Source organism: Bradyrhizobium sp. BR 10261, assembly GCF_019455395.1.
In the GTDB taxonomy this organism is placed as follows: Bacteria; Pseudomonadota; Alphaproteobacteria; order Rhizobiales; family Xanthobacteraceae; genus Bradyrhizobium; species Bradyrhizobium manausense.
Genome location: NZ_JACOFQ010000007.1, coordinates 70,448 through 94,273, shown reverse-complemented (window position 1 = coordinate 94,273; position 23,826 = coordinate 70,448). Strand labels below are relative to the sequence as shown.

The 23,826-nt window shown below is 64.9% G+C and carries 26 protein-coding genes; 8 read left to right on the top strand and 18 right to left on the bottom strand.

Going from position 1 to position 23,826, the window contains the following annotated elements; genetic code table 11:
- Positions 1-86: 86 nt before the first annotated feature.
- Genes HYH07_RS10060 through HYH07_RS10050 form a run of 3 tightly spaced genes read right to left on the bottom strand, consistent with a single transcriptional unit; the run spans position 87 to position 3,867 of the window.
- Complete coding sequence (locus tag HYH07_RS10060; RefSeq protein ID WP_220002341.1) at positions 87-1,154, bottom strand: nickel/cobalt transporter; 1,068 nt, start codon at positions 1,152-1,154, stop codon at positions 87-89.
- Positions 1,151-1,789, bottom strand: a complete 639-nt coding sequence (locus HYH07_RS10055; protein ID WP_220002494.1) for a DUF1007 family protein — start codon at positions 1,787-1,789, stop codon at positions 1,151-1,153. Before HYH07_RS10055 ends, HYH07_RS10060 begins: the two co-directional genes overlap by 4 nt.
- Positions 1,789-3,867 (bottom strand): M3 family metallopeptidase, encoded by a 2,079-nt coding sequence (locus HYH07_RS10050; RefSeq protein WP_220002340.1) that lies wholly within the window; start codon positions 3,865-3,867, stop codon positions 1,789-1,791. Before HYH07_RS10050 ends, HYH07_RS10055 begins: the two co-directional genes overlap by 1 nt.
- Before the next feature lie 135 nt (positions 3,868-4,002).
- Here HYH07_RS10050 and HYH07_RS10045 point away from each other — a divergent pair, with 135 nt between their 5' ends.
- The 5 genes from HYH07_RS10045 to HYH07_RS10025 all read left to right on the top strand — a co-directional run bounded on the left by HYH07_RS10045 (position 4,003) and on the right by HYH07_RS10025 (position 8,833).
- A complete protein-coding gene (locus HYH07_RS10045; RefSeq protein WP_057752820.1) occupies positions 4,003-4,257 on the top strand; it encodes a hypothetical protein in 255 nt (84 codons plus the stop codon).
- Positions 4,258-4,932: 675 nt separating this feature from the next.
- Positions 4,933-6,075 carry a type III PLP-dependent enzyme gene (locus HYH07_RS10040; RefSeq protein WP_057752824.1) on the top strand — a complete coding sequence of 381 codons (1,143 nt, stop codon included), beginning with the start codon at positions 4,933-4,935 and terminating at the stop codon, positions 6,073-6,075.
- A gap of 131 nt (positions 6,076-6,206) precedes the next feature.
- The gene (locus HYH07_RS10035; protein ID WP_220002339.1) at positions 6,207-6,794 is read left to right on the top strand and encodes a GNAT family N-acetyltransferase; all 588 of its coding nucleotides are present in this window, start codon (positions 6,207-6,209) and stop codon (positions 6,792-6,794) included.
- A gap of 146 nt (positions 6,795-6,940) precedes the next feature.
- Positions 6,941-7,330, top strand: coding sequence for a RidA family protein (locus HYH07_RS10030; RefSeq protein ID WP_220002338.1), 390 nt, complete (start codon positions 6,941-6,943; stop codon positions 7,328-7,330).
- A gap of 60 nt (positions 7,331-7,390) precedes the next feature.
- Positions 7,391-8,833, top strand: a complete 1,443-nt coding sequence (locus HYH07_RS10025; RefSeq protein WP_220002337.1) for a homospermidine synthase — start codon at positions 7,391-7,393, stop codon at positions 8,831-8,833.
- A gap of 97 nt (positions 8,834-8,930) precedes the next feature.
- On the opposite strand, the gene HYH07_RS10020 is transcribed toward HYH07_RS10025, so the two are convergent.
- The 9 genes from HYH07_RS10020 to HYH07_RS09980 all read right to left on the bottom strand — a co-directional run bounded on the left by HYH07_RS10020 (position 8,931) and on the right by HYH07_RS09980 (position 15,871).
- On the bottom strand, positions 8,931-9,272 hold the full coding sequence (locus HYH07_RS10020) for a hypothetical protein (RefSeq protein WP_220002493.1): 342 nt from the start codon (positions 9,270-9,272) through the stop codon (positions 8,931-8,933).
- A gap of 78 nt (positions 9,273-9,350) precedes the next feature.
- Entirely contained in the window at positions 9,351-10,067 is a 717-nt protein-coding gene (locus HYH07_RS10015; RefSeq protein WP_220002336.1) for an MgtC/SapB family protein, read from the bottom strand.
- A 122-nt stretch (positions 10,068-10,189) separates the two neighbouring features.
- On the bottom strand, positions 10,190-11,209 hold the full coding sequence (locus tag HYH07_RS10010; RefSeq protein WP_220002492.1) for a WD40 repeat domain-containing protein: 1,020 nt from the start codon (positions 11,207-11,209) through the stop codon (positions 10,190-10,192).
- Entirely contained in the window at positions 11,209-12,258 is a 1,050-nt protein-coding gene (locus HYH07_RS10005; RefSeq protein ID WP_220002335.1) for a GTP-binding protein, read from the bottom strand. The genes HYH07_RS10010 and HYH07_RS10005 overlap by 1 nt, the downstream gene beginning before the upstream one ends.
- 53 nt (positions 12,259-12,311) lie before the next feature.
- Positions 12,312-13,175, bottom strand: coding sequence for a metal ABC transporter solute-binding protein, Zn/Mn family (locus tag HYH07_RS10000; protein ID WP_220002334.1), 864 nt, complete (start codon positions 13,173-13,175; stop codon positions 12,312-12,314).
- A gap of 2 nt (positions 13,176-13,177) precedes the next feature.
- Positions 13,178-14,047: a metal ABC transporter permease gene (locus HYH07_RS09995; protein ID WP_220002333.1), complete on the bottom strand. Its 870-nt coding sequence runs from the start codon at positions 14,045-14,047 to the stop codon at positions 13,178-13,180.
- 6 nt (positions 14,048-14,053) lie between these two features.
- A complete protein-coding gene (locus HYH07_RS09990) occupies positions 14,054-14,809 on the bottom strand; it encodes a metal ABC transporter ATP-binding protein (protein WP_220002332.1) in 756 nt (251 codons plus the stop codon).
- A 2-nt stretch (positions 14,810-14,811) separates the two neighbouring features.
- Positions 14,812-15,057, bottom strand: a complete 246-nt coding sequence (locus tag HYH07_RS09985) for a hypothetical protein (protein WP_220002331.1) — start codon at positions 15,055-15,057, stop codon at positions 14,812-14,814.
- A gap of 217 nt (positions 15,058-15,274) precedes the next feature.
- Positions 15,275-15,871, bottom strand: a complete 597-nt coding sequence (locus HYH07_RS09980; RefSeq protein ID WP_084808431.1) for a superoxide dismutase — start codon at positions 15,869-15,871, stop codon at positions 15,275-15,277.
- A 235-nt stretch (positions 15,872-16,106) separates the two neighbouring features.
- Here HYH07_RS09980 and HYH07_RS09975 point away from each other — a divergent pair, with 235 nt between their 5' ends.
- Positions 16,107-16,634 (top strand): GNAT family N-acetyltransferase, encoded by a 528-nt coding sequence (locus HYH07_RS09975; protein ID WP_220002330.1) that lies wholly within the window; start codon positions 16,107-16,109, stop codon positions 16,632-16,634.
- Positions 16,635-16,738: 104 nt separating this feature from the next.
- Positions 16,739-17,179 carry a DUF2147 domain-containing protein gene (locus HYH07_RS09970; protein ID WP_220002329.1) on the top strand — a complete coding sequence of 147 codons (441 nt, stop codon included), beginning with the start codon at positions 16,739-16,741 and terminating at the stop codon, positions 17,177-17,179.
- 212 nt (positions 17,180-17,391) lie between these two features.
- On the opposite strand, the gene HYH07_RS09965 is transcribed toward HYH07_RS09970, so the two are convergent.
- On the bottom strand, positions 17,392-18,543 hold the full coding sequence (locus tag HYH07_RS09965) for a DUF3095 domain-containing protein (protein ID WP_220002328.1): 1,152 nt from the start codon (positions 18,541-18,543) through the stop codon (positions 17,392-17,394).
- Between the two features lie 195 nt (positions 18,544-18,738).
- Here HYH07_RS09965 and HYH07_RS09960 point away from each other — a divergent pair, with 195 nt between their 5' ends.
- Positions 18,739-19,149 carry a hypothetical protein gene (locus HYH07_RS09960; RefSeq protein WP_409363890.1) on the top strand — a complete coding sequence of 137 codons (411 nt, stop codon included), beginning with the start codon at positions 18,739-18,741 and terminating at the stop codon, positions 19,147-19,149.
- A gap of 13 nt (positions 19,150-19,162) precedes the next feature.
- On the opposite strand, the gene HYH07_RS09955 is transcribed toward HYH07_RS09960, so the two are convergent.
- The 5 genes from HYH07_RS09955 to HYH07_RS09935 form a co-directional block, all read right to left on the bottom strand.
- Positions 19,163-19,375 (bottom strand): hypothetical protein, encoded by a 213-nt coding sequence (locus HYH07_RS09955; protein ID WP_220002327.1) that lies wholly within the window; start codon positions 19,373-19,375, stop codon positions 19,163-19,165.
- A gap of 128 nt (positions 19,376-19,503) precedes the next feature.
- Entirely contained in the window at positions 19,504-20,226 is a 723-nt protein-coding gene (locus HYH07_RS09950; protein ID WP_220002326.1) for an SDR family NAD(P)-dependent oxidoreductase, read from the bottom strand.
- The gene (locus HYH07_RS09945; RefSeq protein ID WP_220002325.1) at positions 20,219-21,601 is read right to left on the bottom strand and encodes a class I adenylate-forming enzyme family protein; all 1,383 of its coding nucleotides are present in this window, start codon (positions 21,599-21,601) and stop codon (positions 20,219-20,221) included. Before HYH07_RS09945 ends, HYH07_RS09950 begins: the two co-directional genes overlap by 8 nt.
- Entirely contained in the window at positions 21,588-21,833 is a 246-nt protein-coding gene (locus HYH07_RS09940; RefSeq protein WP_220002324.1) for an acyl carrier protein, read from the bottom strand. The genes HYH07_RS09945 and HYH07_RS09940 overlap by 14 nt, the downstream gene beginning before the upstream one ends.
- Positions 21,834-21,984: 151 nt before the next feature.
- The gene (locus tag HYH07_RS09935) at positions 21,985-23,799 is read right to left on the bottom strand and encodes a long-chain-acyl-CoA synthetase (protein ID WP_220002323.1); all 1,815 of its coding nucleotides are present in this window, start codon (positions 23,797-23,799) and stop codon (positions 21,985-21,987) included.
- Between the last annotated feature and the right edge of the window lie 27 nt (positions 23,800-23,826).

The window sequence follows — 23,826 nt, the reverse complement described above, 5'->3', positions numbered from 1 at the left end:
CCCGATGCAGCCGGGCCGTCGCCCTTCGAGGGCCGCTGAAGATGCGGCCACCTCAGGGTGACGGGATTAAGTGATCGCGGCTTGGCTCAAAAACACGTCGTGCGTTCGGCCGCGATGTAGCCGAACAGCAGCCCCGCCCCGAACAGCAGCACCAAGGCCGCGGCGCCGAATTCGATGCCGCGCATGAACAGCGCGCCTCCACCGTCGCGGCCCGCGCTGAGGCGGCCGGCGATGTCCTTGGCCGAGACGGCGACCACGGCGATGGCCGCGACCGTGATCGCGGTGCCCAGCCCCATCAGCAAGGTCGCGGCGATGCCGGCCCAGAACAGACCCTGGGCGAGTGCGAACACCAGCACAAGGATCGCGCCCGAGCAGGGGCGGATGCCGACGGTCAGGATCGCGGCGAACCCGCGCCGCCAGCCGCCGGGGCCGGCGAGCTCGCTCGGGGTCGGGCCATGGGAATGGCCGCAATGCTCGTCGTGAACGTGGTCATGCCCGTGATGGTGATGGCGGTGCGTATGATCGTGGTGATGGTGATCATGGTCATGCGGCACGCCCGCGATCGCCGGCACGGGCTGCGTCGCCTGCAGCGCGCGGATGAAGGTGCGGCCCTTGGTCCAGACCAGGCGCAGGCCGAACAGCGCGATCAAGGCGTAGCTTGCAATCTCGATCGCGCCTTCCGCCTTGCACATGGTCCTGGCGGTGGCATTCAGGATCCAGGCCGAGATGCCGACGATCAGGATCGCCACCAGCGACTGCATCAGCGCCGAGGCGAACGACAGCGCTATGCCGCGCCGCGCGGTCTCGCGGTTGGCGACGAGATAGGAGGCGATCACCGCCTTGCCGTGGCCAGGGCCGGCAGCATGGAAGATGCCGTAGGCAAAGGAGATGAAGAGCAGCGTCCACACCGCCGAGCCGTCGGATTTGGCAGCGCGGATGGTCGACGACATCTGGCGATAGAATTCCGACTGCTTGGCCAGCAGCCAGCCGATCAGGCCACTGGCCTCGGGCTCGGCCGCTGCTGCCTGCCTCGGTGCGCCGAACGGATCTTGCGCCAGGACATGGTGAAGCGCGGCATCCGCCACGCCAACGGCGAGGAGAACGGCGGCGCAAGCGATGAGCCCGCGCGCAACGGACGAAAGTTTCGGCTTCAAGGGCAATCCACCGTGATCTTGTTGGCGAACATCATGCCGAAATTGGCATTCGGGCCGTCCATGAAGGTCTGCTCGTTGAGCTTCTGCGCGGTCGCGGTGCCGTCGCTCGGACGATCGAGCTTTATCTGGCAGCCTGATGGCGCGCCGACCAGCTTGACCGGATTATCCTTGGCCATCTGGAAATCGATGAAGAAGGAGCGGTCGAACACTTCCAGCACGAGCTGTTTGGGCTTGAGCGGCGTCTTCAGCGGCAGCGTGAAGTGCAGGGTCAGCACGGTGTCCTTGTAGTCGAGAAAATAGTCGACCGGCTCGCCAAAGCGCTCCTTCTTGCCGTCGGCCTTCGCAAAGGTGAAGTAGGCGTATTCCTTCAGCGACTCGACGTTGGTCTGCGCCAGGGGCCCGAGCTCCTCGCGCGTATAGGCGCCCTTCTTCTTGCTCTCGAGCCCTTGCACCGCATAGGCCGAGAACATGTCGTCGAACGTCCAGGCGTGGCGCACACCGGTGATGCTGCCGTCCTCGGCATAGAGCAGCTCGCTTGAAGCGGTGATCCAGACATGCGGATGCGCGCTCGCCGCGCCCGATGCGAGCATCATTGCGACGGCGAGCAGCCATCCCAGCAGCACGCGCATGTCGATCAAGCCGCCTTGTCGTCGAGCAGGCCGCGGCGGCGGAGCAGCGCGTCGGGCTCAGGCGGGCGACCGCGGAACGCCTCGTAGGCCGCTTCCGGATCGACCGATCCGCCGCTCGAATAGATGTTGTCGTGCAGGCGCTTGGCGACATCACGATCGAAGATGTTGCCGGCTTCCTCGAAGGCCCCGAAGGCATCGGCGTCCATCACCTCCGACCACATGTAGCTATAATAGCCGGCGGCGTAGTGGTCGCCGGTGAAGATGTGGCCGAACTGGGTCGGCCGGTGCCGCATCGATATTTCCTCGGGCATGCCGATCTTCTCCAGCTCGCGTTTCTCGAAGGCGCGGACATCCTGCGCGGCGGCGGCTGGCTGGGAGTGGAACTCGAGATCGACCAGCGCCGAGGAGACGAACTCGACCGTGGCAAAGCCCTGGTTGAATTTTCGCGCGGCGAGGAAGCGCTTGAGCAAATCGTCCGGCAGCGGCTCACCGGTCTGGTAGTGCCGGGCGAACTGCTGCAGCACCTCGGGCCGCTCCTGCCAGTGCTCATAGAGCTGCGACGGCAGCTCGACGAAGTCGGTGAAGACCGACGTGCCCGACAGCGAGGGATAGGTCACGTTGGAGAGCATGCCGTGCAGGCCGTGGCCGAACTCGTGGAACAGGGTGCGGGCATCGTCGGGCGACAGCAGGGAGGGCTCGCCGCCGGTGCCCTTGGCAAAATTGCAGACATTGATGACGAGCGGCGCGACCTCGCCGTCGAGCTTCTGCTGGTCGCGCAGCGAAGTCATCCAGGCGCCGGAGCGCTTGGACGGCCGGGCGAAGTAGTCGCCGTAGAACAGCGCCTTGTGCTTGCCGTCGGGACCCCTGACCTCCCAGACCCGGACGTCGGGGTGCCAGACCGGCACATCCTTGCGCTCCTCGAAGGTGACGCCGAACAGGCGCGTGGCGCAGTCGAAGGCGGCGGCGATCATGTGGTCGAGCGTCAGATAGGGCTTGATCGCGGCGTCGTCGAAATTGGCGCGCTGGAGGCGGAGCTTCTCGGCATAGAAACGCCAATCCCAGGGCGCGAGCTTGAAATTGCCGCCCTCCTCCGTGATCAGCGCCTGCATCTCGTCGCGGTCGGCGAGTGCCCGGGCACGGGCCGGCTTCCAGACCCGCTCCAGGAGGCCGCGCACCGCGTCCGGGGTCTTGGCCATGGAATCCTCGAGCCGGTAGGCGGCGTAGGTCGGGTAGCCCAGGAGCCTGGCGGTCTCCTCCCGCAGCTTCAGGATCTCGCCGATGATCGCGTTGTTGTCGTTGGAATTGCCGTTGTCGCCGCGCGCGATAAAGGCCTTGTAGACCTTCTCGCGCAGGTCACGCCGGCCTGAGCTCTTCAGGAACGATTCGACCGAGGAGCGCGACAGCGTGACGATGGCCTTGCCTGCCATGCCGCGATCTTCCGCCGCCGCCTTGGCGCCGGCGATAAAGCTCTCGGGCAGGCCCTCGCGGTCGGCCTCACCCAGCTCCATGAACCAGTCCTGCTCGTCGCCGAGCAGGTGATGGCTGAAGCCGGTCGCGAGCTGGGCCAGCTTCTCGTTGATCTCGGCCATGCGCGTCTTGGCCTCGTCGGACAGGCCGGCGCCGGACCGGTGGAAGCGGGTATAGGTGCGCTCCAAGAGGCGGAGCTGCTCCGGTGTCAGACCGAGACTGGCGCGGTTCTCGTGCAGCTGGGCGATGCGGCCAAACAGCACGGCGTTCATCATGATCGGATTCCAGTGTCGCGCCATCCGCAAGGAGACCTCCTTGTCGATCTCGAGGATGGCTGGGTTGGAATGCGCCGAGACCAGGTCGTAGAAGACGGAGGCGACCTTGTTGAGCAGCTTGCCGGAGCGTTCCAGCGCGGTGATGGTGTTGGCGAAGTCGGGCGCAGCCGGATCATTGGTGATGGCGCCGATCTCGGCAGCGTGATCGGCGAAGGCCTGCTCGAAGGCCGGCAGGAAGTGTTCCGGCACGATCTCATTGAAGGGCGGGGTCGCAAACGGCGTCACCCAGGCCTTCAGTAGCGGATTGGTCTCGGCGTTCGTAGTTTGGCGGGGGTCTGACATCGCAAGTCCGTTTTTTGAGGCGATTTGTTGGGGCCAGCTATAGCACGCGATGGGGCTTTTTTGGGCTATTTGGCCTTGCTCCCGCCCGGCTTTTCGGGGAGATTGCGGCCCTCGAAACCACGGACCTCAACGCCCATGAACGCGCCCTCCTCGTCGTCCCGTCAGATCGTCTGGCCGAGCGTCATCACCGTCATCAGCGCCGCCATCCTGATCGGCGCCGAGGTGTTCGGCGCGGCGTTTGCCGGCGGCTGGGCGCTCGCCATTCTGATCGGGCTCGGTGACCAGGGCGCCCACATCCTTCAGGCGGTGCTGTTCGCACTCGGCGTGCTGGTCATGACCGCCTTCATCCGCGCAGCTCAGCGCGTCGAGCCGTTCTTCAAGCGCCGCTGAGTCGTCTTGCGCGACGCAGTCACGCGCGCGACACCAAAAACTTAACGCACGTTCATCTTCCGCGTCGCTCGCGCAACACCGCGCAAGCGGATGTTAGGCAATTCTGTTCTCAGCCTAAAAAAATTCTTGCGAAGCTGAGTCAAAACCCTTATGTGCGTTTTTGCCCAATTTCGCACGTGCCTGTGGTCGTGTGTCAGTCGGTAGGTATCCGGACAAGAGGCCGGACAGCCGCCAAGGGGTGAAGAAGCCGAGGGGCTCTTCGGAAGTGCAGAAGTCGAGGACTGAAAAGTCGAACGACTGACGGCAAACCCGGAGCGCCCAGCATCTCTCTCAAAGAGATGCCTTGTCGAAGGTGACTTCGCTCTTTGCAACCGTGACTGGCAGCCGGAGGCGAACCGGCGCACCCCGCTCTCAACGGGGGACGCGACTTAAAGCAACGACGGATCGGGCTTTTTTGGTCTCTACCGGCATTCCACCGCCGGCGCGGGCTACTGAAAAGGCTTGTCCTTCATTGCCAGGTGAGCGGGCGGGAGACTCTCCCAACCAATCCACGGCAGCACAGTCTGGTTTGAGTCTTTTGGCTTCAGCGCGCCTCCATCGCGCGATGTGGCCGAAGCACTCTTATCCGACGTCACGTTGATGCGGATCCTGTCGCTGGGACCGTTGGAGAGTGCCATGACCGAACGAATCCAGGAATTCCTGCGTAACCGCCGCAAGGAAGGTCTCGACACCGAGCCGTGCCTCGTCGTCGACCTCGAGGTCGTGCGCGACAACTACCAGAGCTTCGCCAAGGCGCTGCCCGACAGCCGCGTGTTCTACGCCGTCAAGGCGAACCCGGCGCCGGAAGTGCTGTCGCTGCTGGCCTCCATGGGCTCCTGCTTCGACACCGCGACCGTCGCCGAGATCGAGATGGCGCTGGCCGCCGGCGCGACGCCCGACCGCATCTCCTTCGGCAACACGATCAAGAAGGAGCGCGACATCGCCCGCGCCTTCGCGCTCGGCATTCGCCTGTTCGCGGTGGACTGCGTTCCCGAGGTCGAGAAGATTGCCCGCGCCGCTCCCGGCGCCAAGGTGTTCTGCCGCATCCTCTATGACTGCGCCGGCGCCGAATGGCCGCTGTCGCGCAAGTTCGGCTGCGACCCGGAGATGGCGGTCGAGGTGCTCGACGCCGCCAAGCGTCTGGGCCTCGAGCCGTGCGGCATCTCGTTCCATGTCGGATCGCAGCAGCGCAAGGTGAAGGCGTGGGACCGTGCGCTGGCGATGGCCTCGCAGGTGTTCCGCGACTGCGCCGAGCGCGGCATCAACCTCTCCATGGTCAACATGGGGGGCGGCTTTCCGACCAAGTACCTGAAGGACGTGCCGCCGGTCGTCACCTACGGCCGCTCGATCTTCCGCGCGCTGCGCAAGCACTTCGGCAACCAGATTCCGGAGACCATCATCGAGCCGGGCCGCGGCATGGTGGGCAACGCCGGCATCATCGAATCCGAAGTCGTGCTCATCTCGAAGAAGAGCGACGAGGACGAGGTGCGCTGGGTGTACCTGGACATCGGCAAGTTCGGCGGTCTCGCCGAGACCATGGACGAGTCGATCCGCTACGCCATCCGCACCCCGCATGACGGCGCGGACATGACCCCGTGCGTGCTCGCGGGCCCTACCTGCGACAGCGCCGACGTGCTGTACGAGAAGACCCCGTATCCGCTTCCCGTCACGCTCGAGATCGGCGACAAGCTGCTGATCGAAGGCACCGGGGCCTATACGTCGACCTACTCGGCGGTGGCGTTCAACGGCATCCCGCCGCTGAAGACGTACCACATCTGAGCGCCTCGCTTCTCCGAGGCACCACGAACCCGGGAGCCGGCTTGCCGGCTCCTCCCAGACATCTCGATTTCTGACGACGCCTTGAGCCGGCGTGCTGCACGCACGTCTGTTCAAGCGGGGACTGACGCGCCATGACTGCTTTTCGGAAGCCACAAGTCGCCCTCACCTCGAAAGCCGCTCCGCTCGCGATCCGCAGCGAGCGTGCCGTCGACGTCGCCGCCCGTGAAGCGCTGCTGGATGCCTGCTTTGGCGAAGATCGCCATGACCGCACCTGCCAGCGCCTGCGTGACGGACGCGCACCTGCCGCCGGCCTCGCGCTGGCCGCCGTGCGTGAGGGAAAGCTCGTGGGAACCGTGCGGTTGTGGCACGTCAGCGCCGGAGGCAGGCCCGCTCTGGTCCTCGGACCGCTGGCGGTGGACCCTGCCTGCCGCGAGCTCGGGATCGGCGCCGCGCTGATGCAACAAGCGCTGGCCGCCGCCCGGGCGCGCGGGCATGACGCCGTGATCCTGCTCGGGGATGCGCCCTACTACGCCCGTTTCGGCTTCTCGGCCGAGAAGACCGGCGCGCTGCTGTTGCCCGGCCCGTTCGAGCGCGACCGTCTGCTGGCGATCGAGTTCACCGACGGTGTGCTTGATGGCGCCGAAGGGATGATCGTCCCGACCGGCGCGGCCCTTCCCAAACGGAGGGTAGTTCGCGCCCTCCAGGCGCGCGCGGCGTAAGGACTTGCCATGATGGCGGCGACCGGAGCCGCACTGGGCGGCTTCGCCCGTCTGCGTCTCCGTTAAGCTCACGTCCTTTGGGGTTGCGCGGGCCCGGAAATTGCCCATAAACCCCACGAAATCCCCTTTCAGTCGAGGCCGAATCCATGTCCCGTCGCCTGATCTCCACCGGCTCCCCCCTCGAAAAGAGCGTCGGCTACAGCCGCGCCGTGATCGACGGCGAGTTCGCCTTCGTCGCGGGAACCACCGGCTATGACTACACGACGATGACGATGCCCGCAGATGTCACGAGCCAGTCACGCAGCTGCTTCAAGACCATCGAAGCGGCCCTGAAGGAGGGCGGTTTCGAGATGGCCGACATCGTCCGTGCGACCTACTACGTCACCGACGCCAGCTACATCGATGCCCACTTCGCCGTCTGCGGCGAGGTTCTCGGCGAGATCATGCCGGCAGCGACCTTGCTGGTCGTCAGCGCCCTCGCCAAGCCCGAGATGAAGGTCGAGATCGAAGTCACCGCCAAGCGCCGCAGCGTCTGACACGCGCCGCCGCGCCTGATCCACCCACCAGATGTCCGCCAGCACGTTCCGGAGAAACTTATGAGCCCTCCCTCGCAGATCTACGCGAAGATCACCGGTCCCATCGTCATGGTCGGGTTCGGCTCGATCGGCAAGGGCACCTTGCCGCTGATCGAGCGGCACCTCGATTACGACAAGTCGCGCGTCACCGTGATCGATCCCAAGGATGAGGGCCGCAGGGCGCATTGCGAGAAGCACAATGTGCGCTTCATCCAGAAGGCCGTGACCAAGGACAATTATCGCGAATTGCTGACCCCGCTGCTGACCGAGGGTGGCGGCCAGGGCTTTTGCGTCAACCTGTCGGTCGACACCGGCTCGACCGACATCATGGAGCTCTGCAACGAGCTCGGCGCGCTCTATATCGACACCGTCAACGAGCCCTGGCTCGGCTTCTATTTCGACGCGTCCAAGGGCCCCGAGGCGCGCTCCAACTACGCGCTGCGCGAGGTGACGCTGGCGGCCAAGCGGGCGCGCCCCGCCGGCTCGACCACGGCGGTCTCCTGCTGCGGCGCCAATCCCGGCATGGTCTCCTTCTTCGTCAAGCAGGCGCTGCTCAACGTCGCCGCCGACCTGAAGCTCAATGCGCCGAAGCCGAGGACCAAGGCCGAATGGGCCGACCTGATGCGGCAGGCCGGCATCAAGGGCATTCACATCGCCGAGCGCGACACCCAGCGCGCCAAGAAGCCGAAAGAGCCCGACGTCTTCGTCAACACCTGGTCGGTGGAAGGTTTCCTGTCGGAGGGCATGCAGCCGTCCGAGCTCGGCTGGGGCACTCATGAGAAGTGGATGCCCGAGAATGCGCATACCCACGAGGCCGGCTGTGGCGCCGCCATCTATCTGATGCAGCCCGGTGCCAACACGCGCGTGCGCACCTGGTGCCCGACGCGCGGCGCGCAATACGGCTTCCTCGTCACCCACAACGAGTCGATCTCGATCGCCGATTACTTCACGGTGCGGGATGCCTCGGGCAAGGCGATCTACCGGCCGACCTGCCACTACGCCTATCATCCGGCCGACGACGCCGTGCTCTCGCTGCATGAGCTGTTCGGCCGCGCCGGCAAGATGCAGGAGAAGCACCACATCCTCGAAGAGGACGAAATCGTCGACGGCATCGACGAACTCGGCGTGCTCCTGTTCGGCCACGACAAGAACGCGTACTGGTACGGCTCCCAGCTCTCGATCGAAGAGACCCGGGAGCTCGCCCCCTACCAGAACGCCACCGCGCTGCAGGTGACCTCCGCCGTGCTCGGCGGCATGGTGTGGGCGCTGGAAAATCCGAACGAAGGCATCGTCGAAGCCGACGAGATGGACTTCGATCGCCTCCTGGAAATCCAGCTGCCATATCTCGGCCCGGTGAAGGGTTTCTACACCGACTGGACGCCGCTGACGGATCGGCCGGGCCTGTTCCCGGAAGATATCGACAGCAGCGATCCCTGGCAGTTCAAGAACATTCTGGTGCGCTGAGGGGGCTCGCCGACACAAACAGCGAAAACAACCCCATGCACAGTAGACAGCGCAATGGCAGGCCATTGCGCGCATGGGGCTGAAAGGCGAGTGCTGTCTACTGCTTGTCCTTGATCGGCGGCGCGATCTTCTCGGCCGGGGCCGGTGGCAGCGCGGGCTTGGCCGCTCCCGCCGCGCCTTGCGTCTGCGGCTCGGGGCGCGCCGGCTCGGGCGCCGGCGTGGTCGGCCGGTCGCCACCGGGTTTTGCCTCTGCGGGCGTCTTGGTCTGGTCGTCGGAAGGCGTGCCCTGCAGCGGCTGGGTGGCCTGCGCCAGCTCCAGCCGGCTCTGCGCCCGGATCTGGGCCAGCGACATCACGGACACCACGACACCCGCCGCGAACAGCGCGCCGGCAATGGTCAGGTCGAGCTTCAGGTTTCGCTTGTTGTTCTGGCCGGTCATGTCGATCACCGCCTTTGTCCGCGGAATCAACGAAGCTGGAGCCGGCGGGTTCCCCGCCTGGAGAGGCGGGAACCGGGCTCAATCCGTGGTGCTGACTTCCCAGGTGGCGTGGCGGACGCCGGGCAGGTGCTGGAGGTCGGTCGCCACCGCGTTCAGCTCGTTCGGATCGACCGCGGTTGCGACCAGCTCGGCGACGATCTCGATGAGATCGTCGCCGGTCTCGACAACCTCGACGTCGGCAACGGGATATTTGGCGTCCTCGAGCTTGTCGACGAGCCGGTCGCGCATGTCGGGCAGGGCATCCATCGCAACCGCGAGCTTGAAGTAATAGGTCGCCTCGAGCGCCTTCGCGTTCAGCGGAATGCGGTTGATGGCATTGACCAGCGGACGCAGCATCGTGTTGCCGGCGATGACGAAGACGGTGAGCGCCGCGGCCTGCGCAACCATGTCGGCGCCGGCGCAGGACCCGACCGCGGCCGAGGACCACAGCGTCGCCGCGGTGTTGAGGCCGCGCACGTCCATGCCCTGCTTCATGATGACGCCGGCGCCGAGGAAGCCGATGCCGGAGACGACGTAAGAGATGACTCGCACCGCGCCCTCGGCACCGTCCAGATGCATGGCGAGATCGACGAAGGCCGCAGCGCCGACAGCGACCAGCACATTGGTGCGCAGGCCAGCGGTGCGCTGGCGATATTGCCGCTCCGCCCCGATCAGCGTGCCGAGCACGAAGGCGGTGAACAGGCTGACGAGCGTGTCGGCGAAATCAGCGAGCTGGAAGGTCGTGAGAAAGCGCATGATTGTAGGCTGCCGTAGGGTGGGCAAAGCGAAGCGTGCCCACGGCCTCCCTCAAACCAAAAAAGATCGTGGGCGCGGCGCAAGAGCGCCTTTTCCCACCCTACGGCTTTAACCGTGACAGATTAAAGCGCCAGCAACCCGCCGTCCCCATTTTCGTCGGCGAACGCCAGCAACGTGCCCTTGGCGTTCCAGGCGAGCGCGGCCACCGGCGGCGTGCCGTTGCGGCGGACCAGGATCTCGGCGCCGTCTTCCATCCGCACCATGAGTATGGTGCCGTCGCTGTAGCCGGCCGCCAGGATGTCGTTCCTGGGATGGCAGGCCACCACCGCGACGCGCGCTTGCAATGGCGCGAGCATCGCGGGCTCCTTGCCCATCGGGCCGTCCTTGCTGGCGAATGGCCAGATGATGACGGTATCGGCGCCCGAGGTCGCGAGACCCTTGCCGCCGGCGCTCCAGGACATCGAGCGGACGCGGCCGGGATAGCCGGTCATGCGCATGTGCCTGTTGTCGGCGAGCCGCCAGCCATGCAGCGCCGCCTCATGCATCGAGGTGACGAGGAACTTGTTGTCGGGGCTGAAGGTGACGCCGAGATGCGAGCCGGCCCAGGGCAGGAATTCGGCCGAACCTTCCATGTTCGGGAACCACAGCGTGGCGCCATTGTAGTGGGCGATCGCGAGCCGCAGGCCCTTCGGGGCGAACGCAAGCCCACCGACGGTCGAGGGCACGTCGAGCGATTTTTCCTCGGCCTTGCCGCTTCTAACGGTCGCCGTCTTGCCGGCCGACCAGGCAAAGGCACCATCAGGATGCAGCGCCACCGCATCGATCCAGCGCCGCTTCGGATCGGTGGCGAGCAGCGTCACCTCGCCCTTGGCGTCGAGCGCGACGACCTTGCCGTCGTCGCCGCCCATGACGAGGCGCTTGCCGTCGGAGGCGGCCGAGAGAATACCGCCGCTGTGCACGGCGACGGTGGTGATCTCACCCTTGTCGTCGACGAACGCGACGTTCTCCTCGCCGCCGACGAAGGCGGCGCGATCCCTGAGAAAATGCACCGAGGTCACGCCCATGCCGAGGGTCACAGGCTTGACGCGGTCGGTGACGGAGACGATCGAGGCGGAATCGGGGGCCGGCGTAAACTCTTTCATCACGAAACGATGCAGCTCTCGAAGCCTTCGCGAATGGCCTTCTCCGGCAATTCGCGGCCGATGAAGACGAGGCGGCTCTCGCGCTTCTCGCCGTCCTTCCACTTCCGCTGGTGGTCGCCCTCCAGCATCATGTGGACGCCCTGGAAGACGTAGCGGTCGTCGTCATCGTGGAAGGCGAGGATGCCCTTGGAGCGCAGGATCTTGCCGCCCTCGACCTGAACCAGGTTCTGCAGCCAGGGCATGAACACGTTCGGATCGAGCGGCTTGTCGGTCTTGAGCGACAGCGACTGCATGTCCTCGTCGTGATAGTGCTTGAGGCCGTGGCCGTGATCATGGTGGTGATGGTTGTGGCCGTGATGATGGTGATGATCATGGTCGTGGTCATGATCATCGGCCTCGAGGAAATCAGGCTCGATGTCGAGGATGCGGTCGAGGTCGAACGCGCCGCGATCGAGCACGTCCGCCAGCGCGACCGAGCAGCGCTCGGTACGGTGGAGCTTCGCATAGGGGTTGATGCCGCGGATGCGGGCCTCGACTTCGGCGAGCTCGCCCTTGGTGACGAGATCGGTCTTGTTCAGCACAATGACGTCGGCGAAGGCGATCTGGTTCTTGGCCTCGGGCGCGTCCTTGAGCCGATCGGACAGCCATTTGGCGTCGGCGACCGTGACGACCGCGTCGAGGCGCGCGTTCTTCTGCACGTCCTCGTCGACGAAGAAGGTCTGGGCGACCGGCGCCGGATCGGCAAGGCCCGTGGTCTCGACGATGATGGCGTCGAACTTGCCCTTGCGCTTCATCAACCCATCCATGATGCGGACGAGGTCGCCGCGCACGGTGCAGCAGATGCAGCCATTATTCATCTCGAACACTTCCTCATCGGCGCCGATGATAAGGTCGTTGTCGATGCCGATCTCGCCGAATTCGTTGACGATGACGGCGTATTTCTTGCCGTGGTTTTCCGACAGGATGCGGTTCAAAAGCGTGGTCTTGCCGGCGCCGAGATAGCCGGTCAGCACGGTCACGGGAATTTTGGAGGCGGTCGCTTCAGACATAAGAACTCCGGACTTAGGCTTGTCGCGCGACGCGAGGCGGGGTGGCCCCTGCCCTAGTGGTCAAGCGCGCTGGTCAGGGCCTTTATATTGTGCCTGACCATGTCAATGTAAGTGGGTGCAGGGCCCTTTTCGCCGGTCAAACCGTCGGAAACCAGGGTCCCACCGACCTTGGCGCCGGTCTCGGCCGCGATCCGGCGGATCAGGCGGTCATCGCTGATATTTTCCAGGAAAACGGCCGGGATTTTTTGGGCCTTGATCTGCCCGATAATGGTGGCGATATCCCGTGCGCTGGGCTCGGTTTCGGTGGAGACGCCCAGGGGCGCGATGAACTGCACGCCGTATTCGGCGGCGAAATAGCCGAAGGCATCGTGGGTCGAGATCACCTTGCGCCGTTCCGGCGGGATTTTTGCGACGGCCTCGCGGACCTCGCGGTCGAGCGCTTCGAGCTTTTCCAGATAGGCTTTTGCCTGGGCACGGAAGAGATCCGCATCGTCAGGGTCGGCGGCAGCCAGCGTGGCTGTGATGTTGGCGACGTAAATCCTGGCATTGGGGACGGACTGCCAGGCATGCGGATCGGCGGCCGAGCCGAGCTTCAATGGCGCGATGCCAGCGCTCGCGGTGACCACCTGCGCCTTGGCCCCTGAGGACTGCACAAGACGCGGCAGCCAGCCCTCCAGCCCAAGGCCATTGACGATGACGAGCCTGGCCTCGGCGATGCGCTTCGCATCGCCGGGCGCCGGCGTGTAGACATGCACGTCGCTATCAGGACCCACCAGCGTCGTCAGGTTGATCTTGTCTCCCCCGATCGTGCGGACGAAATCCGCCAGGATCGAGAAGCTCGCGACGACGTTGAGCCGTTCAGCCGCCTGCAGTGGCGAGGCCATCAGCAGCGATGCCAGAAGCAACAGGACGCGCATCGTCACGCCTCCAGATGCCGGCCGGGAAACATCTGCCTGACGACGCCGCCGACGCGGCCGAACAGGACCGAGGCGATGTAGATCGCCGTGGCCACCAGGATGATCGCCGGGCCCGAGGGCACGCGGGTCTGGAACGACAGCACGAGGCCGGCATAGCCGGAAACCGCGGCAGCAACGACCGCGATACAGATCATCACGGTGAGATCGCGCGACCAGAAACGCGCGATTCCGGCCGGCAGGATCATCAGGCCCACCGCCAGCAGCGTGCCGAGCGCCTGAAAGCCGTTGACGAGGTTGACGACGACGAGCGCGAGGAAAGCGAGATGCGCAGGGCCGCCAGCCCGGCTGACGGTGCGCAAAAATAATGGATCGACGCTCTCGATCACCAGCGGGCGATAGATCACCGCGAGCACCAGCAGCGTCACCGTGGCGTTGAAGGCGACCACCAGCAGCGTCTGGTCGTCCATCGCGAGGATGTTGCCGAACAAGACATGGAGCAGGTCGATATTGGTGCCCTTGATCGAGACGATGGTGACGCCGAGCGCCAGCGAGGCCAGATAGAAGGTCGCAAGCGATGCATCCTCCTTCAGCCCGGTCGAGCGGGCCACCACGCCGGCGAGGATCGCGACTGCAAAACCTGCGATCAGGCCGCCGGCCGTCATCGCGAACAGATTGAGGCCGGAGAGCAGGAAGCCGATTGCGGCGCCGGGCAGGATCGCATGCGCCATGGCATCGCCGACGAGGCTCATCCGCCGCAGCATCAGGAACACGCCGATCGGCGCGCCTGCCAGCGACAGCGCGATCACGGCGGCAAGCGCGCGCCGCATGAACTCGAATTCGGCGAACGGACCGATCAGCGCGTCATAGATCATCTGGAATCACGCCGCCCGCGAGCTGATATCGTCAGCCGCACAGGCCGCGGCGGTATCGTCGAAGGCCTCGCACATCCGCATCGCGACCATCAGGTTCTCCGGCGTCAGCACCTCCGCGGTCGGTCCCCAGGCCACGGGGCCGCGCGCCAGCACCAGGGTCTCGCTGAAATGGGTGCGCACCATCTCCATATCGTGGAGTGCGGCGATCACGGTGCGGCCTTCGTGATGCCAATGCTTCACCAGCGCGAGCAGGTCGGTAGTGGTTTTGCTGTCGATGGCGTTGAAGGGCTCGTCGAGCACGATCAGGCGCGCATCCTGGAGCAGCACGCGCGCGAACAGCACGCGCTGCATCTGCCCGCCCGAGAGCGTGCCGATGGGCCGGTTCTCGAAGCCGTTGAGGCCCACCGACGCGATGGCGCGAAGGATCTTTTCGCGCGCAACCCTGCCGATGCCGCCGAACAGGCCGGCCGCGCGCCACAGCCCGGTGCTGACGAAATCGAACACCGAGATCGGGAAGCTGCGGTCGATGTCCGCGCTCTGCGGCAGATAGGCGATGTCGCGGGCGTCCAGCCCACCGAGATGGATGCTGCCGTCGAGCGGCCTCAGGATGCCGACGATGCCGCGCAGCAGCGTCGATTTGCCGGCGCCGTTGGGGCCGATCACGGCGACCAGTGCGCCCGATGCGACCTCGCCGCTCAGATGGTGGACGGCCGGATGGCGGTCATAGCCGAGCGTGACGTTGCGGAAGGTAAGCTGGGCCATGGTCACCTCATCGCCAGGAAGACGATGCCCCAGAGCGCGGCGCAGACGACGACGGCGGCCGCAAGGCGCCCGGCCATGGTCATGCGCAGGATCGACCAGCGCGCATCCTGGGCCGGATGCGGCGAGGCGGCGTCGTGCACATGGGCGTGGGTGTGGTCGTGCCCGTGGTCATGCGAATGGCCGTGGGAGTGGCCAGAATGACCATGGGCGTGGCCGTGATGGTGGGAGTGGGACGCGGCGGGGACCATCTGAAGATGTTATATTATAACATTACAAATGTCCACGGCCGGCTTGGGGCTTGCCGATCAACATGGCGAGGCGCCATGAGCGGCAACCGCACATCAAAAAGGCGGCCGCGCGAGCGACCGCCTTTTTGGTCATTCCGGGGCGCGCGAAGCGCGAGCCCGGAATCTCGAGATTCCGGGTTCGATGCTTCGCATCGCCCCGGAATGACGAGGTGAGATCTCAGGCCTTCTCGAACAGGGACTCGACGTATTCCCAGTTCACGAGGTTCTCGACGAACGCCTTGAGATAGTCCGGACGGCGGTTGCGATAGTCGATGTAGTAGGAGTGCTCCCAGACGTCGCAGCCGAGGATCGGGGTGGCGCCGTGCACCAGCGGGTTTTCGCCGTTCGGAGTCTTGGAGATCTCGAGCTTGCCGTTCTTGACCTGGAGCCAGCACCAGCCCGAGCCGAACTGGCCGACGCCGGCCGCCTGGAAATCGGTCTTGAACTTCTCGAAGCCGCCGAGATCCTCGTTGATCTTCTTCTCGAGCTTGCCCGGCAGCTTGGTGCCGCCGCCATTGGGCTTCATCCAGCTCCAGAAGTGGATGTGGTTGTAGTGCTGGCCGGCATTGTTGAACACCGCAGGGTTCTTGCCGAATGAGCCCTTGACGATCTCCTCAAGGGACTTGCCTTCCCATTCGGTGCCCTTGAGCGCGTTGTTGCCGTTGGTGACGTAAGCCTGATGATGCTTGTCGTGGTGGAATTCCAGCGTCTCCTTCGACATGAACTGGCCGAGGGCGTCATAGGCGTAAGGGAGTGGGGGCAGCGTGAATGTCATGGGTTCTTGTCCGCAACTGGTGGGGAACGTGTTCTAACGGTCACCCCTTATAGAAGGTTCCGCCGCCGTTAAATACCGCCAATTTGCGAAATTGGGTGATGCGACGGCTTGGCCGGATTGCATAAAATCGACGCAAGCGACCGCAGCAGCGTGACAAGCCGTAAAATATCATTGCCTTTGAGACGCTTATGGGAGAACGAACCAACCACGACGCGAAGCTGCGCGAGAGAAGGCGATGAGCATCGAGATCGACATCCTCAACGGCGATGCCTCGTGGAAGACTGCCGAGCCGCTGCATCAGGCAGTCTGGGGCCCGCAACAGATCGCAGACAAGCCTTGGAGGCACGTCAAATGGGCCAATGCCGATTTACGCGTGCTGATCGAGACGCCCGAGGACGGGCTCGTCTGCCATGTCGGCATCTATTTCCGCACCGTCACCTGGAATGGACAGAAGGTGCATGTCGGCGGTATCGGCGGCGTCTGCACGCGTGAGGATCGCCGTAACAGGGGTTATGCGACCATGGCGATCGAGGCGGCGGTGCATACGATGCGCGCCAACGAGGCCGTGAAGTTCGCGATCCTGTTCTGCGAGCCGCACAATGCCGCGTTCTACCAGGCCCGCAGCTGGCTGCCCTTCAAGGGCGAGGTCTATTGCGAGCAGCCGGAGGGACGAATCCGCTTCGATGTCATGGCGCCCTATGTCTTCAACGTCGTCCGCGCGCCGACGCTCGGCACCATCGACCTGTGCGGCCTGCCCTGGTGACAGATTCGCCGGGGCAAATGCGCGCGGGAATTTGATTCCATCAGGCGTTGCACGATTCGAATTTGCTGCTATGGAGACGCCTCCATTCCGAGGTCCCTCCCCCCATGTCCTGCCGATTTGCCGTTCTCACCGTCCTTCTGGCTGCCCTGTCGGGCGCGACAACCGCAATGGCGCAGAGCGCCGAGGCGAGCGGGACCTGGCTCACCCAGGCGGGCGATGCCCGCGTCAAGGTCAGCAAATGCGGCAGCGGCATCTGTGGCCACATCGTCTGGCTGCGGGAGCCCATGGACACCGCGACCGGCCAGCCCGCGACCGACAGCAAAAATCCCAATCCCGCGCTCGCCAAGCGTTCGATGATCGGACTGCCGCTGTTTTCCGGCATGCAGCCCGCAGGACCGAACAAATGGTCGGGCCAGATCTACAATGCCGACGACGGCAATACCTATGCCAGCAGCGTCACCGTGACGGGAGCAGAGACCTTGCGGGTCGAAGGCTGCGTCGGCGCGCTCTGCGGCGGCGAGACCTGGAGCCGCGTGGCGCGCTGAAGCGCGATGAGATTGGGATGAATCAAGCCGCTGCGGACTCGGTGCACCTCTCCCGCTTGCGGAAGAGGTCGGCGCAACGCGCCGGGTGAGGGTTCTCTCCCCTGGGGGAGTGTCCCGTTGCGGAGAAGCCCTCTCCCCAACCCTCCCCCGCAAGCGGGGGGAGGGAGCGCACCTCCCACGTCGCGGCAAATGAACCCTAATCTCATTATGCTCTAGCGCGCAGCCGCCACCATCGCCTTTAGCGCCGTCGCCGCCGAGGCGTAGCCGCCGCGCGCGCCATCGATGAAGTGGACGTGATCGCTGCGCAGCGCCGAGGGCGTGAAGCAGGTCATCATCGCCGCATCCTGCGGATAGAGGCCATAGCGAACGACGCCGTCGCGCGCAGCGGCCGCGAGGCGATCGCTCAAGGCGCGCTCGAGCTCCGGTGTGCAGTCGAGGATCATGCGCAGGCCGTCGTCATATTTGCGGAAGTCGGAATTCTCGACCACCTGGCGCTTGTAGACCTTGGGCAGGAAGCTGCCGGCCTTGATATCGAAGCGCATCAGGACATAGGCGAAAAACGTAAAGGCGAGCAGGCTGGCGCGGCGCTTAAACAAGGAGCCGCCACGCATCGCCCGTGCCTCGTAGTCCAGCCCCTGCGGCGGCCATTTCAGCGGCGGCCCCTGCGGCGGCACGGGACGGCCCGCGTCCGGACTGCGCTCGACCAGATGGATGATGTCCTCGATCACCTTGCGGAACGCAAGCGGATCGGCCCCGGCAGCCGGCATCACCAGCACCGACAGGATCAACCCGCGCGAGGCCGGCATCTCCTCGAAGCGGCAGGACAGGCCGGTGAGATCTGGCTGCGTGCCTGACGGCGCCTCGGTCACCGCGAACTCGCCGCGCTTCATCGCCGCATCGGCAAAGGCGAGCCCGCCGCCGGAGAACATCGCATAGGACAAATTGGCCGACGGACCGAAGCGCGCAACGCGTACATCAAGGCCCCGGGCTCTTATTGCGCTCACCGGCACCAGCGCGACGCGCATCTTCAGATCAAGGTCTTCCCGCACCCATGTCGCGGTCGCGGCCAGCGCTTCGCGCGCCAGCCCGAGATCATCAGGCGCAACCGCAAAGCTCGCGCCGTCGCCGCCGAACACGAAGGGGAATTCGCGTCCCTCCAGCGCGTTCGTCACCGCCGCGATCACGGCAGCGCCCGCCATATTGACGGCCTTGTAGCGCTGCGCCGCGATCGCCTTGGTGGAATCAACGATGTCGGCGACGCCGATGCTCCAATCCTCCGGCAGCGGCGAATAGAGTTTCGGGTCCATCAGGCTGGTGAAGCCACGGAAGACAGGAATGCTGCCGTAGAAGGATGCGGCGCTCATTGCAGAAGCCAGTCTGGTTTCAGGTCAGACAAGATACGTGGCGGAATCGATCGGGGTTCACCCCTCGGCGTCCCATTCGAGGTCTCGATCTTTGGCTGAAATGGCGCCGGACGACAAGGTCGCGCCGCGCCGCAATGCCGCATCTCGTCATTGATCGGCATCAAACAGCCGGCCGGGGATCACGCTTACGGTTGGATTGTTTATGGGTCACACGGGACATCAGGGGTGTCTGACTTCGACAACGAGGATTCCGCCCATCCGGTACGTCGACGTACCGGCCTGGACATCATCAGCGCCGTCAAGATGCCGGAGGCGCTGACCGCGGCCGTGGACGCCTGGGCCGAGACGCAGCAATTGTCGCGCGCCGACGCAATCTGCAAACTGGTCGAGCTGGGTCTCAAGATCGCTCCGGCAGCGCCGACGTCACCACACATCGCGGTCGGATCCGACGCCGCCAGGATCGAAGAGTTCGCCGTGCACGAGATCGAGGGACTGCTCGATCCCGCGCTGCCCGCAGACGAACGCGAACGCCGCATTCGCCGTCTGACAGAGGGGCCGCCGGAATTCTCGCACGCACGGATTGATCTTCCGAAACCGCAGACGTAGGCGCGGGCGCGCGCTAATGCAGTTTTTCGCTCTCGCGCTTGCGCAAGGCGCCGAGGGCAGGATCATGACAGCCGATCAGCCGCACGAATTGCTGCGGATACATTTCGTGGCCGTGGCTGCCGGAATTCTGATGCGACATCGGCGGGCAGCGCACATCGTCCGGTTTCGCAGACGATGGCTCCGCGCCCCGCCCCTTGATCGCAGTGTTGACGCTTGACGTTGCCATGGACTGCTCCCTTTTCTTTAGGGCAGTTCGATTGACGTAACCCAATCGATGAGGCGGCATCTTACGACCAAATCCGGCTCGTTGTCATTGCGCCGGATCAACGTCATTTTGTCGGGTTGGATTCCGTCTCAGGCCGTGTTCCCGGCGTCGATCGTGAACACGGCGCCTGTCACGTTGCGACCGCCCTCGCCGAGCAAATATTCAACCATGCGCGCGACGTCGTCGGTTTCGGGCAGGCGGCGCAGCGCGCTACGGCCGGCGATGCGCTTGCGACCCTCGTCGGAGAGATTGTGCGTGAGCTCGGTATCGATGAAGCCGGGGGCAACCGCGTTGACCGTGATGCCGAGCTTGCCGACCTCTCGCGCCAGCGAGCGGGTGAAGCCGGTCGCCGCCGCCTTGGTCGCACCATAGACCGAAAGGCCGTTATATCCTGTCGTCGCGATGATCGAGGAGATATTGACGATGCGGCCTGCGCCATCGGCCATCATCTGGCGCGCGACATATTTGGTGAGGATGATCGGCGACAGCACGTTGAGCTGCACCAGCGCTTCGATCGCCGAATTGTGCATGGTGGCGAGCAGGCCTTCGGTGCCGAGGCCGGCATTGTTGACGAGCCCGTAAATCGGGCCGAATTCGTCGCGCACGAGCTTTGCGAACGCGGGGATCGCATCGATCACCGAGAGATCGCAGGCACGGAAATGCAGACGCCCCTGGGAGGCAGCGATCGCCGACCTGAGTTCGTCGCTCTCGCGCCGCGCAGCCGCGATCACGTTGTAGCCGGCGGCGGCGAGGCGCCTGCCGATCGCAAGACCAATGCCGCGGCTGCCGCCGGTGACGAGGACATTATGCATCGGTGCGCGCCAATTTGCCGGCCGGGGTGACGTCGAGCGCCTCGACAAAGCGGATCACTGCCGGCACCTTGTGCGCGGCGAGCTGGGCGCGGCACTGATCCAGAATCTGGTCGCGGATCTCCTTCGCGCGTGCAGGATCGGTGCCCTCGGTGAGGATCACGTCGGCGACGACGATGCCGCCGGTAATCGGGCTGCGGCGCGACTTGGCCCGCGACATCCTGACATCGGGATGCCGGTTGATCGCCGCCTCGATCTCCTCGGGGTGGACCTTCAGCCCGCCGATATTGATGATGCCGCCGCGGCGGCCGACGAAATAATAGCGGTCGCCGCGCAGCTCGACGATGTCGCCGCTGTCGACGAATCCGTCCGCGTCGGTGAGCGCGGCGGCGTTGCGACCGATATAGGCGTGCGCGGTGCGCGTCGAGCGAATGCGCAGCGAGCCATCGACGACCTTCATCTCGACGCCGTTGCGATTGCCGAGATAGTCGGCCGGGAAACCTTCGAGCCCGTCATTGACGGCGAAGCCGACGCCGGCCTCGGTCGAGGCATAGGCATGGCCGACGGAAGAGTTCGGGAAAGCTGCCTTCAGACCATCGAGCACGGCCTGGTCGGCGATCTCACCGGAGAGCCGAACGTAGCCGGGTGCAAACTCTGCGGCCGAGCCGCTCATCAGGAGCTTGCGCCAATGCGATGGCGTGCCGGAGATGTGGGAGACCCCGCGCGCGTTCAGCCGGGCAACGTGATCGGCGAGCGCTTCATGCGGGTCCGACAGCACCATCGAGCCGCCGGAGAGGATGGCGCGGAGGAAGATCTGCAAGCCCCCATAGCGGCGGATGTCGTAGAACGTGGCCCAGACCGGCGCGGGTCCTTTGGCAGGGCCTTCGGCAACGATCGCGCCGGTGAGCGCTTCCAGCGTGTGACCGGCGATCTTCGGCACGCCCGATGTGCCCGAGGTCAGCATCAGCCATTCGGTTACGCGTTCGGTCTTCGCGGGCGTGGTGGCCTGAAGCGGCACTTGTGCGGTCACGACCAGCGACACGCCCGCGCCGGCCAAGCGATCGGGCTCGTCGGTGACGACGGCATCGATCCCGGCATCGGCGATCAATGCGTCAAGATGCGCCGGATTGAGGTCGGGCGGGCACAGCAGCATGCGACGGGCGATGCCGTCGAGCTCGATCATGGCAACGCCCGAGCGGAGCTGGTCCGACAGTTTCAACAGGACGGCGCGGCCGGACAGTTCGCGCAAGCGGCCGCCAAGGACCGTCTGCCACAGGATATCCGTCAGCGACACGCAATGATGCGCGTCCGACAGCGTGCGCCCGGTCAGCTCCGGACTCAGATAGTCGCGAAGAGCAAAGATCTCACGCGGGGACATTTTCGTAGGCCCGCACGAAATCACCCACGGTGGCGGGGAACGCGGCGTCCTCGGAAATGGTGAAGGGGTCGACGCCGGTCTCGTCCTCGAGACGGGCGACCAGGATCGCGAAGGCCAGCGAATCAAAGCCTGTCTCATGCAGGGACAGATCGTCGGTGAGCGCGGGAAGCGCGACGTTCTGTTCCTTGGCGATCTGTTTGATCGCCTCGATGACCTTGGACCTTACCGACATGGCTGGCTCGCCTCTTCCTGAGTTAATCGATCGTATGTCTTGCGGCGGCTCTTGATGACCGCCTCCCATGCCGGCCTGTTTACCCGACAGAAGTAAATGGGCTCTTGGACAATTCAGATAAAATTGGACCTATCTGCCGATTTTGCCGCGCCTACAGCCTGATCGTACCATCAAGGATTTGCGCATATGCAGCTGAATCGAGCGCAACGTAGGCGCTGGATTTCGGCTCGAGCATGAACAGCGGTTCGGCGATGCCGGCGGGGTCAAAGCTCTCGCGGGCGAGATCGCCCTTCTTCTGCTTGAAGGTCTCGGTTGCATCGAGCTCACGCGAGATACGGATGAAAACCGGGCGGGCATAGGCCGGCAGGCGCCGGGCGAGATGAGCCGGCAGGGCTTCGATGTCAAAACCCTCGTTAACCACGATCGCGCTCATGCCGGCGCGGCCATCAGTGCCGGGAATGCTGACGCCATAGGTCGTGGCATCGACCACGCCGGTGAAATCGCGCACGGCGTCATTGACCTCCGAGGTCGCAACATTCTCGCCCTTCCAGCGGAAGGTGTCGCCAATGCGATCGACGAAATGGAAGAAGCCCTTATCGTCGAGCCGCATCAGATCGCCGGTGCGGAACCAGGCATCGCCCTTGGTAAAGACGTCGCGCAAGATCTTCTTCTCGGTCTCCTCAGCATCGGTATAGCCCTCGAAGCGGCCGCCTCCCTGCTCGGCCTTGCCGATGCGGCCGATCGCCTCACCGGCGTCGCCGCGGGCGCAGGCGATGCAGAATCCCTCGTCATTGCGCAGTGGCGTGCCGCTGTCGGGGTCGAGCTTGACGAGACTTGCCGGAAAGCGATGCGCCAGCAGCGGCGGAATGCGGCCGATCGCGCCCGGTTGGCCCTCGACATTGAACAGCGAGAAATTGCCTTCGGTCGCCGCATAGAATTCGAGAATGCGGGGAATGGCGAAGCGCGACTGGAAATCCTCCCAGATGTCGCCGCGCAGGCCGTTGCCGCAGACGAGCCGCAATCGGTGACGGTTCTCGTATTCCGACGGCGGCGCCTTGAGCAGATAGCGGCAGAGCTCGCCGATATATTGAAACAGCGTGCAATCGTACCTGACGATGTCGGGCCAGAAATTCGACGCCGAAAACTTCTCCGCGATCACCACCGAGCCTCCGGCGGCCAGCATGCTGCACGGCGCGACGATGCCGCCGACCGAATGGAACAGCGGCAGGCAGTCATACAGCCGGTCCTGCGGCGTCGCTCCGGCAAGGCCAGCAAACCAAAAGCCCCAATTGAGGATGCGGCGATGGCTGATGCTGGCAGCCTTCGGCAGGCCCGTCGTGCCCGACGTATAGATCAGCAGCGCGCGGTCATCGATGGTGACGTCGTCGCGCTCGTCAGGCGACAGCGCCCCGTCATCGAGCGCGGCCAGGGCGACATCGATCGCGCGCTCGCTGCTGATATCGCCATGGGTCCAGATCTTCACCTCGGTCTTCAGATGCGGAATTGCGCTCCCCAGCGTCTGCGTCAACGTGTGCGCGACGATGAGATGCGAGGGCTTTGCCACATCGATGCAATGTGCGAGCGACTGACCGACAAGTTTGGTGTTCAGCAGCGCCACCACGCCGCCGACACGGCTGATGCCAAGCCAGGCCGCGACGTAGTCGATGCCATTCGGCATGATCAGGCCGATCGTGTCGCCCTTGACGACGCCAACCGAGCGCGCCCAGCGGGCATAGCGATTGATGCGTCTCGATAGGCTGTCATAGTCGAGCGTGGCATCGTCCATGACCAGTGCGATGCGGTCGGGCTGGCGCCGCGCCCAATCCTCGACGACGTCGGCGAACAGGCGGCCGGGCAGCGTCTCGATCCGCGCGGTCAGCTCGATCGCCTTCAGCCAGATCTTTGAGGCCGAAGGCGCGCGTGCGGCCTTGGCTTGCTCTAGGACGCCAGTGGTCATGCCGTTCATTCTTTCGGGCGGTATCAGCTTGTTCCC